The following is a 16289-nucleotide window of genomic DNA, read 5'->3' as shown; positions in this document are numbered from 1 at the left end:
GGCGGGTGTCAAATAAATCCACGGCCGCTCGCGGGGAGAGACGCCGCGCGGCCGCGGCTGTACCCTTTTGTCGCTCCGCGAGCGAGTACGGGCATGGAGCCGATCACCGTCACCGCGGACGCGGATGAGTTCACCTGTAACGCGTACCTCGCCGTCGGGGACGCGACGACGCTCGTCGACGCGGGAACGATGCCGGGCGTCGACGACGTGATCGCCGACGCGCTCGACGACGCCGGCGTCGACGGGCTCGACCGCGTCGTGATCACCCACCAGCACCACGACCACGTGGGCGAGCTCGACGCGGTGGCCGACCGGTTCGACCCGCGGGTGTTCGCGTACGCGGACCACCCGCGCCGCGACGTGGCGCTCGAAGACGGCGACGAGGTGCTCGTCGGGAGCGAGGCGTGCGAGGTCGTCCACACGCCCGGCCACGCCGACGACCACGTCTCGCTCGTCGGCGAGGATCGGCTCTACTCCGGCGACGTGGTCGTCTACAACGACGGCGCCTTCGACGACGGCTCGTTCGGCCGGACGGACATGGCCGGCCAGTCCCGCGAGCGCCTGATCGAGAGCCTCTGCGAGATCCTCGACCGCTTGCCCGACACGACCGCGGCGATGTTCCCCGGCCACGGCGACGTCTACCGCGCCGCCGACGGGCCGGACACCGTCCGCGAGGTGATAGAGCGCGCGACGGAGCGCGCCGAGCGCCGCGAGCCGAAGTACCCCGACGAGTGAGCGCGGGGCGCGACCGAGGCCGGGGCCGCGAGGGGGACGCGCGGCTGTTCGTCGAGGGGGAATAGCTCGGAGGAAGGGCCGAGGGCGGCCCGGCGGCCGACCGGATTACGCGGCGCGGCGCTCGGTCGCCTTCGGGCGGAGCTTGGTGTAGCCGCACTTGCGGCAGCGCTCGGCCTCGGAGGCGTTCCGGGCGTTACAGCGCATACAGATCTGTCGGTCGAGCATGCGGCGTTCGGCGGCGTCGAATTTGGCCATACCGTTACTGCGCGTGCGGTGCTGTAAAAGGTTGCGAGACGCCGCGGCGGCGGGTCGCGCCCCCGAAGCGGCCGTCTGAAAGCGTTCGGGTGCGGCCATCGGCCGCGAGAAGAACGGTTACCGAACGGGACCGACGGTCAGGCGCCCGCTTCCGTGAGGGCGGCCTCGATGTCCTCGCGCTGCGTGACGCCGACGAAGCGGTCGACGACGCCGTCGTCGTTCTCGACGATGAGCGTCGGGAGCGAGCGGACCTGGTACTGGTTCGCGACGTCCTGCTCCTCGTCGACGTCGACTTTCTGGAGCTCGAACGCGTCGCCGAGGTCCTCCTGAATCTCCTCCAGGATGGGGTCTTGGGTCTTACACGGGCCGCACCACTCGGCGTGGAAATCCAGCAGTCGAACGGTCATAGTCGGCGTCAACTATCGCCGGCCCGCGCATAAGGGTTTCCCACTCGTGTACGCGGGCGGTCCGCGCGGCGCGATCGGCGGCTGCGACCCGTCGGCTCGGACGGCGAACGAAACGTTTACGCCGCGTCGCCGTCCAGCAACGGACATGAGTGGTTCCAACTCCGGCGGGCTGATGTCCAGCGCGGGACTGGTCCGCTACTTCGAGAACGAGGACCGGAACGCCATCTCGATCGACCCCAAGACGGTCGTCGCGTTCTGCGTCCTCTTCGGCGTGTTCGTCCAGATCCTGTCGCTGACCGTCGCGTAGACGCTCCCCCTCTCCTCGCACCGACGGACCGAGCGCGAGCCGTTCGCCCGCGTAGCGCGCCCTTTTTCCACGCGCCCGCCCCACCTGTTCGTATGAAAGCAGGCGTCATCGCCGTTCAGGGCGACGTGGCCGAACACGCCGCCGCGGTCCGCAACGCCGCGGCCGCCCACGACGAGTCCGCGGAGGTCGTCGAGGTCCGGGACGCGGGGATCGTGCCCGACTGCGACGTCCTCCTGATGCCGGGCGGAGAGTCGACCACCATCTCCCGGCTGATCCACCGCGAGGGGATCGCCGCCGAGATCGAGGCACACGTCGCGAGCGGGAAGCCCGTCCTCGCGACCTGCGCCGGGCTCATCGTCTGCTCGAACGACGCGAAGGACGACCGGGTCGACCCGCTGGGGCTGGTCGACGTCTCCGTCGACCGCAACGCGTTCGGTCGACAGAAGGACTCCTTCGAGGCGAAGGTCCCGGTCGCCGGGCTCGACGACCCCTTCCACGCCGTGTTCATCCGCGCGCCCGCCATCGACGAGGTCGGGCCGGGGGTCGAGACGCTCGCGACCGTCGACGGGCGCCCGGTCGCGGTGCGGGACGGCCCGGTCGTCGCCACCGCGTTCCACCCGGAGCTCACCGACGACCCGCGGATCCACGACCTCGCCTTCTTCCCCGAGCGGGAGGTGGTCGCGTGAGCGATCAGGGTCCGGAATCCGGCGAGGGGGCGGCGCCGCCCGACGCGGTCCTCGACGAGCTGTTCGCCACCATCGAGTCGCGGAAGGAGGAGCTGCCGGAGGGGTCGTACACGGCCTCGCTGTTCACCCACGAGAAGGGGGAAAACGCCGTCTTAGAGAAGATCGGCGAGGAGACGACGGAGGCGATCCTCGCGGCGAAAGACGACGACCGCGACGAGCTCACCGCGGAGAGCGCCGACCTCGTCTACCACCTGCTCGTGCTGTTCGCGATGAAGGACCTCGACGTCGACGACCTGCGCGGAGAGCTCCGCGACCGTTTCTGATCCTCAGCGCTCGCGTTCGAGCTCGCGGTCGATGTCGTCGACCTCCTCGGTCTCTAACTCCTCGCCGATGCGGCGCTCGAACTCGGCCTCGCTGATCTGTCCCTCGACGTACTGCTGGCGGAGGCGGTCCTGCCGTCTCGTCGCGGCGTCGGCGGAGGCGGACGACGAGGACCCGATCGAGTCGAGCGAGTCGGCGCCGGCGTCCCCGTCGCCGAGCAGCCACGAGCCGGCCTTGTACGCGGCGTACGCGAGCCCCGCCAGCACGGCGAGCGTGACGATCCCGGAGACGACCGCCCACGCGAGGCTCAAGAGGGCCGAGACCACGCTGACGACGACGCTGATCCCGACGAGCACCGCGATCGCGATCGCCGCGTAGTAGAGGGCCTGCTTCCCGTCCATGCCCCGGAATCGGGCTGCCGGCCGCAAATACCTTCTCCCGGGCGAGCGCGGTCGCCGGCCGAGCGTCGCCGACCGCGAGCTTTTGTCCGCGGGGCCGAACTCCTCGACGAGGACGGCCCCGTGAGCGACACTGAGCCGACCGGATCCGGTGCGGAGACCTACCCGTCCCGCAGAGCGGTGCTTCGGCGGTGCGGGTCGATCGCGGTCGGCGGGGCGGCGGTAGCCGGATCGGCCGCCCTCGCGGGCTGTGTCGGGCGGGACGGCGGCGGGGCGACCGAGGCGGGCGGCGACCGCAGCGACCTCGGCCCGCCCCTGATCGCGCACCGCGGCTTCGCGGCCGAGAACCCGGAGAACACCGTCGCAGCGGTCGAGGCGGCCGCGGCGGCGACCGACCGGATCGAGCTCGACGTGCGCCGCTGCGGGACGGGCGAGCTCGTGGCCTTCCACGACGCGACGCTCGGGCGGGCGACCGACGCGACCGGCCGCGTGAGCGAGACGCCGTACGAGCGGCTCGCGGCCCTCTCGGTCGAGGGCTCCGGCGAGCCGGTGCCGACGCTCGCGGACGCGCTCGACGCCGTGCCGGCGGACGCGTGGGTCATGCTCGACCTGAAGGAGCGGGGCGTCGCGGCGGACGCGGTCGCGGCCGGCGCGGACCGCGACTACGACCTCGCCGTCGCCGCCGACGACCCGGCGGTTATCGAGGCGGCGACCGCGGCCGACCCGGCGGTGCCGACCGTCTACGGCGTCCGCGAGTCGGTTCCGGCGCGGGCCCTCCGACCGCTGATCCCGGGGCCGCTCGGCGGCGCGTCGCCGCCCCGGTGGGCGTACCCGCCGCAGGACGTGGCGGGGACGATCGAGACGGCGACCGAGCTGGGGTGTGCGGCCGTCTCGCCGCGGTACGAGCTGTGCCTGCGGACCGACCTCGTTCGGCGGGCGCGGGAGGGCGGGCTGCGAGTGCTGCCGTGGACCGTCGCCTCGGCGCGCGAGTACGACGCGGTGGCGGCGGTCGGCGGCGTCGACGCGGTCGTCTCCGACGTCTTCGTCGAACGGTGATTTGCGGCGGTCGACCGCGCTCGGCGCGGTCGAGGGCGGGCAGGGCAGCGGAAGGGTTATTCCCCGCTGTCCCATCGTTCGGACGAATGGCTGGGTCCGACGGGAACGAGGACCCGAACGGGGCCGTCGGCGGCGACGGCTCGGACGGGTCCGGGACGGCCGGCGGTGGCGTCGCGGAGGCGGACGGGGCGCGCGTCGACCGCCGGACGGTACTCGGCGGCCTCGCGCTCACTGGGAGCGTCGCGCTCGCCGGGTGCGGCGGCGACGAGGCCGACGGCGGCGGCGAGGCCGACGGCGGCGACGAACCGAGCGGCGGCGGAGCGGGGGAGGACGGCGGCTCGGGCGACCGGTCGACGGCCGGACTCGACCGCGAACGGCTCGACGAGCTCGCGGCGCGGTTCGCGCCGACGCTGTACTTCGACGCCGCGGAGCCGTGGTTCCCGACCGACCCGCGACCGTACGCGGTCGAGGAGGACGGCGAGACGGTCGTCGACGGGTTCGAGGCGTTCAACGGCTACCACGAGCGGTACGACGAGACGGGCGAGCCGCCGGCCCCCACGGTGTTCTACAACGGGATGCGGTACGAGGACTCCCCGCTCGCGGTCGTCCAGTTCTGGTTCTACTCCGCGTTCGACCAGTTCACGGCGAACTTCCACTGGCACGACTGGGAGGTGCTCCACGTGTTCGTCGACCTCGACACGGGCGACCCCCAGCTGTACGTCGCCAGCTCGCACTCCCGGAGCGTCCCGAACAACGAGTTCCTCGACCCGGACCCGAACGTGGTCCCGCGGATCCTCCCCGAGCTCGGCTCGCACTCCAGCACGCTCTCGGTCAACGAGATCCCCGACCGGTTCCGCCGCGTCGGCGAGGAGGGGCTCCTCGCGGACATCACGAACACGACGATAGACACCGTCGAGGACCTCCTCGGGGTCCCGATCGCGTACGGCCTCCCCCGGGACGAGGGGGCGCGGCTCCCCTTCGTCGTCCCGGAGTACGAGGGCGAACCGATCTACGACCACCCCGACCTCCCCGCCGTCAGCGAGGGGTCGCTCGTCGACGGCGCCCTGACGGTCCGCTCGCTCGACGCGCTGCGGTCGCCGCCGACCGACCTCCCGCTCCGCGAGACGGGGATCGCCTTCCGCCACGGCGGGCGCCCGGCCGACGGCGAGGACGCCGCGCCCGCCGAGGAGGCCGCCGAGTCGGCCGTCGAGTACGACCTCGTCGAGAGCGCCGAGCTGGAGGACATCTCGGCGTTCACCGGCCCGCAGCTCAGCTTCGAGTTCGCGGTCCCGCAGGCCGTCGAGGACGCCGTCGCGAGCCACATCACGACGACCGGCGTCCCGTGGGACCAGCCCCGCTACGAGAACCCCGCGCTCGACATCACGGCCGGCAACCACCGGTCGGAGATGGCGGCCCGGTACGACGCGATCGCCGACGATCCGTCGCTCGGCGCCGGCGCCGCAGAGGCCCTCGACTCGGTCGTCGCCCGCGTGACGCGGGCGACCGAGAGCGACGAGGCGCCCGACGGCGAGGGGCTGACGACGACCGGGTCGAGCGTCGAGTCGTTCGTCCTGATCGAGAGCGACCCCGAGGCGGTCCCGACGTTCGCCGGCGGCGTCGCGGTCGCGAACGGCGTCCCCGAGGGCGACCACCGCGTCACGGTCAACGGCGCCGGGCGCGCGCCGCACAGCGAGACGCTGACCGTCTCGCCGGACGAGGCCGTGACGACCGCGGGCGTCGACGGCGAGATCCCGCTCGTCGCCCGCGAGGACGCGCGGAAGGTGGAGCTGTCGGACGCCGACAGCGACGTCGACCTGACCCGGACCGCGATCGAGGACGACTTCGCCGGGCGGATCTACGACTCCGCGATCGACGGGAGCGACGCGGCCTACGTCCACGCCGGCGGCGCCTACACGACCGAGGTCCGCGACGCCGACGACGAGGTCGGCGCGTACCGGGTCAACCCGGACCCGTCGGCGTCGGGGAGCGACGGCGACGGCGGGGAGGGCGGCCCCGAGCCGATCCGGATCGAGCGTCCCGAGACGGGCGCGGCCCCCCTCGCCGGCTACGTCGCCGACGTGGCCGAGGAGACGCGCGCCGCGGTCGCGGCCGCGGCTGCGGAGAGCGGGGACGGCGGCGACGACGACTCCGGCGGCGGGAACGGCTCGGGCGGCGGCGGGGGCTCCGGCGGCGGCCCGTCGAACGCGGTCAACGGGCTCGAACGGGCGCTGGCCGCCGCGGTCGACGCCGCCGAGCGGGCCGAGGAGCGCGCCCGCGAGGGCGACGCCCCGGGCACCGAGCGGCAGCTGGCGAACGTGCTCGACCGGATCGCCCGGATCCAAGAGCGCCTCGCCGCCGCACGCGAGGGGCTCCCGCCTGGGCTCGCGAACGCCACCGGGAAGCGCGTCAAGCAGGCGGCGAAGCGGGTCGAGCAGGCGCGGAACGCCGACAAGCTGTAGCCGGCGGCGTCGTCGAGGCGGCCGCTCGTCGCCCGCGGGGCGGTGTGTCACGGGCCACCAGTGGATGGAAAGCTATACGACGCCGAACCGACCACGAGTATATAAGCAGATGTCTCAGGAGGGATACGACCACGCGACGGTCGAAGAACGCTGGCAGGAGGCGTGGGAGGACGCAGACGTGTACCACGTCCCGGACGACGCCGACGATCCGACGTACGTCCTCGGGATGTACCCGTATCCGTCCGGGAAGCTCCACATGGGGCACGTCCGCAACTACACCATCACGGACGCGTACGCCCGCTACCGACGGATGCGCGGCGACGACGTGCTCCACCCGATGGGGTGGGACGCGTTCGGGCTGCCGGCCGAGAACGCCGCCAAGGAGCGCGACACGAACCCCCGCGACTGGACGTTCGACTGCATCGACACGATGCGCGGGCAGATGAAGTCGATGGGGTTCGGCTACGACTGGGACCGCGAGGTCACCACCTGTACCCCCGAGTACTACCGGTGGAACCAGTGGCTGTTCCGCCGCTTCCACGAGGCCGGCCTGGTGGAGCGCCGCGACGCCGAGGTGAACTGGTGTCCCTCCTGCGAGACCGTCCTCGCCGACGAGCAGGTCGAGGGCGACGCGGAGCTGTGCTGGCGCTGTGACACCCCCGTCGAGACCCGCGAGCTCGACCAGTGGTTCCTGAAGATAACGGAGTACGCCGACGAGCTGCTGGAGGCCATCGACGAGCTGGAGGGGTGGCCCGACTCCGTCCGGCAGATGCAGCGCAACTGGATCGGGCGCCAGTACGGGAGCGAGGTCGACTTCGAGGTCGAGGGCCACGGGCCCGTCACCGCGTTCACGACCCGGATCGACACGATCCACGGCGCGACGTTCTTCGCCGTCGCGCCCGACCACCCGATCGCCGAGGAGCTGGCCGCGGAGGACGACGACGTGCGGCGGTTCATCGAGGAGGAGGCCGACCCCGACGGCGACGAGCCGAACGGCGTCGAGACCGGCCTCACGGCCACCAACCCCGTCACGGCCGAGGAGATACCCGTCTTCGTCGCCGACTTCGTCCTCTCGGACGTGGGGACGGGCGCGCTGATGGCGGTCCCCGGCCACGACGAGCGCGACCACGCGTTCGCGACGAAGAAGGGCGTCGAGATCCGGCCCGTGATCGCGCCGGAACCGGACGACTGGGACGGCGAGACGGCCCCCGACGCGCCCGACGTGACGGAGGAAGCGTTCACGGAGGACGGCGTGGTGATCGACTCGGGCGAGTACACCGGCCTCGACAGCGAGACCGCGCGGGAGCGGATCACGGAAGACACCGAGGGCGCGAGCGAGGCGACCCAGTACCGCCTGCGCGACTGGGGCATCTCCCGGCAGCGCTACTGGGGGACGCCGATCCCGATGGTCGACTGCGACGACTGCGGGGCGGTCCCGGTGCCCGACGAGGACCTGCCCGTCGAGCTGCCGGAGTTCATCAATACGACGGGCAACCCGCTGGACGCCGCCGACGAGTGGCAGGCGACGACCTGTCCCGAGTGCGGCGGGCCCGCGACCCGCGAGACGGACACGATGGACACGTTCGTCGACTCCTCGTGGTACTTCCTGCGGTACGTCTCGCCGGACCTGACGGACGCCCCGTTCGACCTCGACCGCGCGAACGACTGGATGCCGGTCGACCAGTACGTCGGCGGCATCGAGCACGCCGTGATGCACCTGCTGTACTCGCGGTTCTTCACGAAGGTGCTGGCCGACGAGGAGGGCCTCGACCACCGCGAGCCGTTCACGAACCTGCTGGCGCAGGGGATGGTCCAGCTGGAGGGCGAGAAGATGTCCAAGTCGAAGGGGAACGTCGTCTCGCCCCAGCGGATCGTCGACGAGTACGGCGCCGACACCGCGCGGCTGTTCATGATGGAGGCCGCCCAGCCCGAGCGCGACTTCGACTGGTCCGAGGAGGGCGTCCGCTCCACCCACCGCTTCCTGACCCGTCTCAACGACCTCGTCGCCGAGTACGCCGCGGGCGACGTGGCGCTCGCCGGCGACGACGCCGACCGCAACGAGATCGACGACTACGTCGCCGACGAGACTGACGCCGCGGTCGCCATCGCGGGCGCGGAGTACGACGACCTGACGTTCAACGTCGCGCTGCGGGAGGCCCAGGAGCTGGTCCGCACCCTCCGGAGCTACCGCGAGGGCGCCGACCCGCACCCGGCCGTCTTCGAGCGCGGGCTGGACGTGGCCGTGCGCCTGCTGGCGCCGGTCGCGCCGCACCTGGCCGAGGAGCTGTGGGAGACGCTCGGTCGCGACGGGTTCGTCGCCGAGGCGGAGTGGCCGACCGCGAGCGTCGACCGCGACACCGTCGAGAAGCGCCGCCGGCTGGTGGCGAACACCCGCGAGGACGTGCGCGACATCGTCGAGGTCGCGGGGATCGAGGACCCCGAGCGGATCGACGTGGTCGTCGCCCCCGACTGGAAGTACGACGCCCTGTCGATCGCGATCGACAGCGACGCCGACAACCTGATCTCGGAGTTGATGGCCGAGAGTCACATCCGCGAGCGGGGCGACGACGCCGCCTCGTACGGCCAGGACCTCCAGGCGAACCGCGAGGCGCTGCGGGAGACCCTCGACGGCGACGCCGAGTACGACGCCCTGCGCGCGGCCGCGTGGCTGATCGAGCGCGAGTTCGACGCGCCGGTGCGCGTCGAGCGCGCCGCCGACGCCGACGAGGGCGTGGTGAGCAAGGCGGAGCCCGGCCGCCCCGCCATCGACATCGTCGAGTAGCGGCCGAGCCCGACGGGGGATCCGGCGGGCGCGGCCGCCCCCGGAAACGCTTAGTCGCCGGCGCGGTCCCTTCCCGTATGGACGACCCGTACGCTCCCGCGCGCGCGGCGCTCGCGGGCGAGGGACTTAGCGGCGGCGGCCCGGACGACGGCGGCGACCCGGCCGGCGACGACCCGAACGACGCCGACCCCGCCGTCCTCGCCGCCCGGCTCGACGACGCGGACCCGCTCGCCGGGTTCGCGGACCGGTACCGGATCCCGGACGACCTGCTCTACATGGACGGCAACTCGCTCGGCCCCGCGAGCGACGCCGCCCTCGCGAGCCTCGACCGCGTCGTCGACGAGTGGCGCGACCGGCTCATCGCGGGGTGGACCGACGCCGACCCGCCGTGGTTCGAGGTCGGCGAGCGGCTGGGCGACGCGCTCGCGCCGCTGGTGGGCGCCGGCCCGAGCGAGGTGGTCGTCGGCAACTCGATCACGGTGAACATCCACACGCTCGTCGGCACCTTCCTCGACGAGCTGCTGGCCGGGAACGGCCCGGACCGCGAGGAGTTAGAGCGCGCGGACGGGGAGTGGGCGCCGGAGGGCGACCCCGAGGACGACCCGGCGGTCCTCGTCAACGAGCTCGACTTCCCGTCCGACCACTACGCGATCCGCGCCCAGCTCCGGCAGCGGGGGATCGACCCCGACGAGAAGCTCCGGGTCGTGCCGAGCCGCGACGGGCGGACGATCGACCCCGGAGACGTCGAGGCCGCGCTGGACGCGCACGACGACGTGGGGATCGTCTTCATGCCGACCGCGCTGTACCGGTCGGGCCAGCTGTTCGACGTGGAGCGGATCGCCGAGGCGGCCCACGAGGCGGGCGCGTACGCCGGCTTCGACGCGGCCCACTCCGCGGGCGCCGTCCCGCACGAGTTCGGCGCGGCGGGCGTCGACTTCGCGGTCTGGTGCACGTACAAGTACCTCAACGCCGGCCCCGGCTCGATCGGCGCGCTGTTCGTCGCGGAGCGGCACCACGGGCTCACGCCCGCCTTGGCGGGCTGGTGGGGCCACGAGAAGGCGACGCAGTTCGAGATGAACATGACCTACACGCCGGCCGACTCCGCGGGCGCGTGGCAGATCGGTACCCCGCCGCTGCTCGCGGCCGCGCCGCTGGAGGGCTCCGTGGAGCTCCTGCGGGAGGCCGGGATCGAGCGCCTCCGCGAGAAGTCGCTCGCCCTGACCGACTTCCTGATCGCCCTGGTCGACGACCGGCTCCCCGCGGTCTCGGTCGGGACGCCGCGCGAGCGCGACGCCCGCGGCGGGCACGTCGCCCTCGAACACCCCGAGGCGGAGCGGCTGAGCGCGGCGCTCAAGGACCGCGGCGTCGTCGTCGACTTCCGGCCGCCGAACGTGGTGCGGGTCTGTCCCGCGGCCCCGTACACGTCCTTCGCCGACGTACTCGAAGTGGTCGACGAGGTCGAGGCGATCCTCGACGCCGGCGCACACGAGAGGTACGCGACGAGCCAGGGCGGCGTGACATAGCGGGCGCGGGACCCTCCAGGTCGGAATAACTTATATTGCGGCCGGCCAACGCCGACGTATGACGGATCGGCAGCGACCGGCCCCCGAGTCGGAGTCCGATCTCGCGGTCGGGGACGAGGAGCGGGGCGTCTACGAGACGATCTTCTGCGAGATGGAGGACGCGGTCTTCCTGATCGACGTCGAGGCCGGAGACGCGGGGTACGACTTCCGGTTCCGACGGACCAACGCGTCTCACCAACGGCTCACCGGGATCTCCCTCGAAGAGATCCGCGGCAAGACGCCGCGGGAGCTGCTGGGCGAGGAGCAGGGCGCGGCGGTCGCGGAGAACTACCGCCGCTGCGTCGAGGCCCGCGAGACGATCGAGTACGAGGAGGCGCTCGCGCTGCCGGAGGGGCGGAGAGAGTGGCAGACGCGGCTGAGCCCGGTCGTCGACGAGGGGTCGGTGACGCGGATCGTCGGCGTCGCTCGCGACGTCACGGAGCAGCGAGAGCGGGAGCGGACGGTCCAACGGATCAAAGACCGACTCGAACTCGCGGTCGAAGGCGCGAACCTCGGCGTCTGGGACTGGGACATGACCACTGACGAGGTCGAGTTCAACGACCAGTGGGCGGAGATGCTGGGCCACTCGCTCGACGAGATCGAGCCGCACCTCGACGCGTGGGAGCGCCGCGTCCATCCCGACGACCTCCCGGCGGTCGAGGACGCCCTGTCGGCCCACGTCGACGGCGAGACCGAGTACTACGACGCGGAACACCGGATGCGGACCGCGTCGGGCGAGTGGAAGTGGATCCGTGACATCGGGAAGGTGGTGGAGCGCGACGAGGACGGCGGACCGGTGCGCGCGGTGGGGATCCACCTCGACGTCGACGAGCAGAAGCGACGGGAGGAGGAGCTGCGACGGACCCGGCGACTGATCGAGCGAACGCAGGAGAGCGCGTCGATCGGGTGGTGGGAGGTCGACCTGGTCGACGAGTCGCTGACGTGGAGCGACGAGGTGTACCGCATCCACGAGCTACCGACGACGGAGTCGGTCGAGCTGGAGGACGGAATACAGTTCTATCATCCGGACGACCGCGACGCCATCGAGAGCGCCTTCGAGCGGCTACGAACGGAGGGCGAGTCGTACGACCTCGAGCTGCGGATCGTCACGACGACCGGTGAGACCCGGTGGGTCAGGGCCATCGGCGACCCTCGGTTCGGCGAGGACGGAGCGGTCACCGGAGCGCTCGGACTGTTCCAAGACATCACGGAGCGGAGAGAGTACGAGGCCGCCCTCGAATCGACGCGCGAGGAGCTCCGGCAGATCATCGACCTGGTGCCGGACCTCGTGTTCGTGAAGAACCGCGAGGGCGAGTACCTCCTGGCGAACGAGGCGACCGCGGCGGCGTACGGAAAGACGCCCGAGGAGGTCGAGGGGAAGACCGAGGCGGAGATCATTCCGGACGTCGAAGACTCGGAGGCGTTCCGACAGGACGACTTGGAGGTGATCGAGTCGGGCGAGCCGAAGGCGGTCGGCGAGGAGACGCTGACCACGGCTGACGGGGAGACGCGCATCTTCCAGACGACGAAGATACCGTACGAGGCCCCGGACACCGGCGAGGACGCGGTGTTGGGGTACGCCCGCGACGTGACGGAACTCAAGGAGTACGAGCGGACGCTGGAGGAACAGCGGGACAACCTCAAGCTCCTGAACCAGGTCGTCCGCCACGACATCCGGAACCAGCTGATGGTCGTCGAGTCGTACACCGAGTTCCTCGAGGAGTCGCTGCCGGACGAGCAGAGTCGGACGTACGCGCGGACCGTCATCGGCGCGGCGCGGCAAGCCGCAGACATCACGGAGACCGCCAGAGACGTCACCGACGTACTGCTACAGGTCGGTACCGACCAGACGCCGGTCGACCTCCGCACCGAACTCACCGAGCAGATCGAACAGATCCGGTCGGACAAAGACCGCGCGACGGTCACCGTGGACGAGACGATTCCGGACGTGACGGTGTTGGCGGACGACCTGCTGGAGGCGGCGTTCCGGAACCTCCTGACGAACGCCGTCGTCCACAACGACAAGGACGTGGCGGAGATCACGGTGTCGACCAGCGTGTCGGACGAGACGGTGCGCGTGTCGATCGCGGACAACGGTCCCGGGATCGCGGACGACCACAAGGCGCAGATCTTCCAAGAGGGCGAGAAGGGACTCGAAAGCGGTGGAACGGGGATCGGGCTGTACCTCGTCAAGACGCTCGTCGACAGGTACGGCGGCGACGTGTGGGTCGAGGACAACGAGCCGACCGGGAGCGTGTTCACCGTCGAGCTCCGCCGCGCCGACTGAGCGCGTCGGGGCGGGGCGACGGCCCGGACGGGGGAAGCGGATCGATCGCGCACGGCGACGGGCTTAATCGCCCGAGCGCCCAATCGAACACGATCAGAGCATGTCGGAGCCGTCGGGGATGGACGCGTTCGCGCACCTCGGGAGCGAGGTCCGCGAGGCGCTCTCGGACCGGGGGTTCACGACGCCCACGGAGCCCCAGCGCGAGGCGATCCCGCCGCTCGCGGCCTGGCGGAACGCGCTCGTCTTAGCCCCCACCGGCACCGGGAAGACGGAGACCGCGATGCTCCCCGTGTTCGACGCGCTCGCCGAGGCCCGAAACTCGCCCGGCGACCCGCCCCGTGAGGGGATCTCCGCCCTCTACATCACTCCCCTCCGCGCGCTCAACCGCGACATGATGGACCGGCTGGAGTGGTGGGGCGAGACCCTCGGCGTCGAGGTCGCGGTGCGCCACGGCGACACCACGCAGTACGAGCGGTCCAAGCAGGCCGACGACCCGCCGGACGTGCTCATCACGACGCCGGAGAGCCTCCAAGCGATCTTGACGGGCTCGAAGATGCGGGCCGCGCTCGAAGACGTGGCGCACGTCGTGGTCGACGAGGTCCACGAGCTGGCCTCGGCGAAGCGGGGCGCGCAGCTCACGGTCGGCATGGAGCGGCTCCGCCGCGTGGCGGGGCCGTTCCAGCGGATCGGGCTCTCCGCGACGGTGGGCGATCCGGAGGAGGTCGGCCGGTTCCTCGTCGGGACGGGGACCCGCGACCCGGACCGCGAGGGGGACCGCGACTTCGAGACGGTCGAGGTCGCGGCCGGGACGCGGACCGACGTGCGCGTGCTGGACCCGTCGATCACCGACCGCGACACGACGCTCGCGGGCGAGCTCGCGGTCGACGAGACGACCGCGAGCCACGTGCGGACGATCCGCGAGATCGTCGCGGACAACGAGTCGACGCTGATCTTCGTCAACACGCGACAGACCGCGGAGGCGCTCGGATCGCGGTTCAAGACGCTCGCGGAGAAGGAGCGGGAACGCGGGGTCGACGCCCCCACCGAGATCGAGCTCCACCACGGGTCGCTCTCGAAGGAGGTCCGGATCGACGTTGAGGACCGCTTCAAGTCGGGCGACCTCGACGGGCTCGTCTGTACCTCCTCGATGGAGCTCGGGATCGACGTGGGGCGCGTCGACCACGTGGTCCAGTACGGGAGCCCGCGCGAGGTCGCCCGGCTGCTCCAGCGCGTCGGGCGCGCGGGCCACCGCCGCGACCTCGTCTCCGAGGGGACCGTCGTCGCGCAGGGGGGCGACGACACCCTCGAAGCGATGGCCATCGCGCGGCGGGCGGGCGAGGAGCTCGTCGAGCCCGCGAACATCCACCACGGCAGCCTCGACACGGTCGCGAACCAGGTCGTCGGCCTCGTGATGGACGAGGGGGAGCTCCACGCCCGCGAGGCGTACCGGACGATCACGGACGCCTACCCGTTCAGGGACCTCTCCGAGCCGCGGTTCCAAGAGGTCGTCCGCGAGCTCGACGGGAACCGGCTGCTGTGGCTCGACGAGGAGACGGACACCTTGGAGAAGTCGGGCGGCACCTGGCAGTACTTCTACGCGAACCTCTCGATGATCCCCGACGAGGCCACCTACGAGGTGTACGACATGTCCTCCAGACGCGGCATCGGGACCCTCGACGAGCAGTTCGTCGTCAACTTCGCCGGCCCGGGCGAGACGTTCGTCCAGCGCGGCGAGATGTGGCGGATCACCGAGATCGACGAGGAGGAGGAGCGCGTGAACGTGACGCCGATCCCGGACCCGACCGGCGAGGTCCCCTCGTGGGTGGGCCAAGAGATCCCCGTCCCGAAGCCCGTCGCCGAGGAGGTGGGCCGGATCCGCGGCGAGGCCGCGGCCGCGCTGGAGGCCGGTTCGACCCCCGAGGCCGTCGCCGCCGACCTCGCCGAGCGCTACCCGACCGACGCGGAGACGGTCGCGGCCGCGCTGAAGTCCGTTGTCGACCACGTCGACGCCGGCCACCCGGTCCCCACGGACGAGCGGGTCGTGATCGAGGGGAGCGCGCGAACCGTCGCCGTCAACGCCGCCTTCGGCCACGAGGTCAACGAGACGCTCGCGCGCCTGCTCGCGGCGCTGGTCGGCCAGCGTGCCGGCTCGTCGGTCGGGATGGACGTCGACCCGTACCGGATCGAGTTCGAGGTCCCCCGCGGCGTCGGCCCCGGGACGTTCCGCGAGGTGCTGGAGACGACCGACCCCGAGCGGCTGGAGGCGTACCTCGAACTCGCGGTGAAGAAGTCGGACGCGCTGAAGTTCACGCTCGCGCAGGTCGCCGCGAAGTTCGGCGCCGTCAAGCGGTACAAGGAGGGGCGAGGGAAGTTCGGCGGCGACCGCCTGCTCGCCGCCCTGGAGGACACGCCGGTCTACGACGAGGCGCTCCGCGAGGTGTTCCACGCCGACCTCGCCGTGCCGGAGACCGCCGACCTGCTTGCGGCGGTTCAGGACGGCTCGCTCGACCTCGCGATCGCCCGCGAGCGGACGCCGCTCGGCACTGCAGGCCGGTCCGCCGGCACGGAGTTCCTCGTCCCCGACAACGCCGACGCCGACGTGATCGAGACGGTCAAAGAGCGCATTCGAGACGACCGCGTCATCTGCTTCTGTCTCCACTGTACGGACTGGAAGCAGACGACGAAGGTCCGACGCGTCCGCGACCAGCCCGAGTGCCCCGAGTGCGGGTCGACGCGGATCGCGGCGCTGAACCCGTGGGACGACGAGACGGTCGCCGCGGTGCGCGCGCCCGAGAAGGACGACGAGCAGGAGCGCCGCACCGAGCGGGCCCACCGCGCCGCGAGCCTCGTCCAGACCCACGGGAAGCGCGCGGTGATCGCCCTCGCCGCCCGCGGCGTCGGCCCCCACAACGCCGCGCGGATCATCAACAAGCTCCGCGAGGACGAAGACGAGTTCTACCGCGACGTGCTCCGCCAAGAGCGGGAGTACGCGCGCACGCAGTCGTTCTGGGATTAGTTCGCGGACACGCTCTTT

13 protein-coding genes are annotated in these 16289 nt (G+C 71.8%); 10 read left to right on the top strand and 3 right to left on the bottom strand.

What is annotated here, in order from left to right; genetic code table 11:
• Positions 1 to 93: 93 nt before the first annotated feature.
• Positions 94 to 735: an MBL fold metallo-hydrolase gene (locus tag EXE48_RS03820; RefSeq protein WP_053772466.1), complete on the top strand. Its 642-nt coding sequence runs from the start codon at positions 94 to 96 to the stop codon at positions 733 to 735.
• Between the two features lie 105 nt (positions 736 to 840).
• On the opposite strand, the gene EXE48_RS03815 is transcribed toward EXE48_RS03820, so the two are convergent.
• Both EXE48_RS03815 and EXE48_RS03810 read right to left on the bottom strand, forming a co-directional pair.
• The gene (locus EXE48_RS03815; protein ID WP_006111655.1) at positions 841 to 990 is read right to left on the bottom strand and encodes a 50S ribosomal protein L40e; all 150 of its coding nucleotides are present in this window, start codon (positions 988 to 990) and stop codon (positions 841 to 843) included.
• A 137-nt stretch (positions 991 to 1127) separates the two neighbouring features.
• Positions 1128 to 1397, bottom strand: coding sequence for a thioredoxin family protein (locus tag EXE48_RS03810; protein WP_004598787.1), 270 nt, complete (start codon positions 1395 to 1397; stop codon positions 1128 to 1130).
• 145 nt (positions 1398 to 1542) lie between these two features.
• Here EXE48_RS03810 and EXE48_RS03805 point away from each other — a divergent pair, with 145 nt between their 5' ends.
• The 3 genes from EXE48_RS03805 to hisE all read left to right on the top strand — a co-directional run bounded on the left by EXE48_RS03805 (position 1543) and on the right by hisE (position 2713).
• Entirely contained in the window at positions 1543 to 1704 is a 162-nt protein-coding gene (locus tag EXE48_RS03805) for a preprotein translocase subunit Sec61beta (protein WP_077152317.1), read from the top strand.
• A gap of 92 nt (positions 1705 to 1796) precedes the next feature.
• A complete protein-coding gene (gene pdxT / locus EXE48_RS03800; RefSeq protein ID WP_053772465.1) occupies positions 1797 to 2390 on the top strand; it encodes a pyridoxal 5'-phosphate synthase glutaminase subunit PdxT in 594 nt (197 codons plus the stop codon).
• On the top strand, positions 2387 to 2713 hold the full coding sequence (hisE, locus tag EXE48_RS03795) for a phosphoribosyl-ATP diphosphatase (RefSeq protein WP_137710758.1): 327 nt from the start codon (positions 2387 to 2389) through the stop codon (positions 2711 to 2713). Before pdxT ends, hisE begins: the two co-directional genes overlap by 4 nt.
• A 3-nt stretch (positions 2714 to 2716) precedes the next feature.
• Here the strand turns inward: hisE and EXE48_RS03790 are convergent, their stop codons facing one another.
• Positions 2717 to 3112 (bottom strand): hypothetical protein, encoded by a 396-nt coding sequence (locus EXE48_RS03790; RefSeq protein ID WP_137710757.1) that lies wholly within the window; start codon positions 3110 to 3112, stop codon positions 2717 to 2719.
• 120 nt (positions 3113 to 3232) lie between these two features.
• On the opposite strand from EXE48_RS03790, the gene EXE48_RS03785 reads away from it, so the two are divergent.
• The 6 genes from EXE48_RS03785 to EXE48_RS03760 all read left to right on the top strand — a co-directional run bounded on the left by EXE48_RS03785 (position 3233) and on the right by EXE48_RS03760 (position 16271).
• Positions 3233 to 4165 (top strand): glycerophosphodiester phosphodiesterase, encoded by a 933-nt coding sequence (locus EXE48_RS03785; RefSeq protein ID WP_137710756.1) that lies wholly within the window; start codon positions 3233 to 3235, stop codon positions 4163 to 4165.
• A gap of 86 nt (positions 4166 to 4251) precedes the next feature.
• Positions 4252 to 6624: a hypothetical protein gene (locus EXE48_RS03780; protein ID WP_241991935.1), complete on the top strand. Its 2373-nt coding sequence runs from the start codon at positions 4252 to 4254 to the stop codon at positions 6622 to 6624.
• A gap of 109 nt (positions 6625 to 6733) precedes the next feature.
• Positions 6734 to 9406: a leucine--tRNA ligase gene (gene leuS, locus EXE48_RS03775; RefSeq protein ID WP_137710755.1), complete on the top strand. Its 2673-nt coding sequence runs from the start codon at positions 6734 to 6736 to the stop codon at positions 9404 to 9406.
• Between the two features lie 77 nt (positions 9407 to 9483).
• Entirely contained in the window at positions 9484 to 10929 is a 1446-nt protein-coding gene (gene kynU / locus EXE48_RS03770; RefSeq protein ID WP_137710754.1) for a kynureninase, read from the top strand.
• A gap of 58 nt (positions 10930 to 10987) precedes the next feature.
• The gene (locus tag EXE48_RS03765) at positions 10988 to 13255 is read left to right on the top strand and encodes a PAS domain S-box protein (protein WP_137710753.1); all 2268 of its coding nucleotides are present in this window, start codon (positions 10988 to 10990) and stop codon (positions 13253 to 13255) included.
• A 100-nt stretch (positions 13256 to 13355) separates the two neighbouring features.
• The gene (locus tag EXE48_RS03760) at positions 13356 to 16271 is read left to right on the top strand and encodes a DEAD/DEAH box helicase (protein WP_199236340.1); all 2916 of its coding nucleotides are present in this window, start codon (positions 13356 to 13358) and stop codon (positions 16269 to 16271) included.
• Positions 16272 to 16289 lie beyond the last annotated feature (18 nt).

It is taken from the genome of Halorubrum sp. ASP1 (assembly GCF_005435135.1).
Classification (GTDB): Archaea; Halobacteriota; Halobacteria; order Halobacteriales; family Haloferacaceae; genus Halorubrum; species Halorubrum tropicale.
The sequence above is the reverse complement of the archived record's forward strand: the minus strand, read 5'-3'. Positions and strand labels throughout refer to the sequence as shown.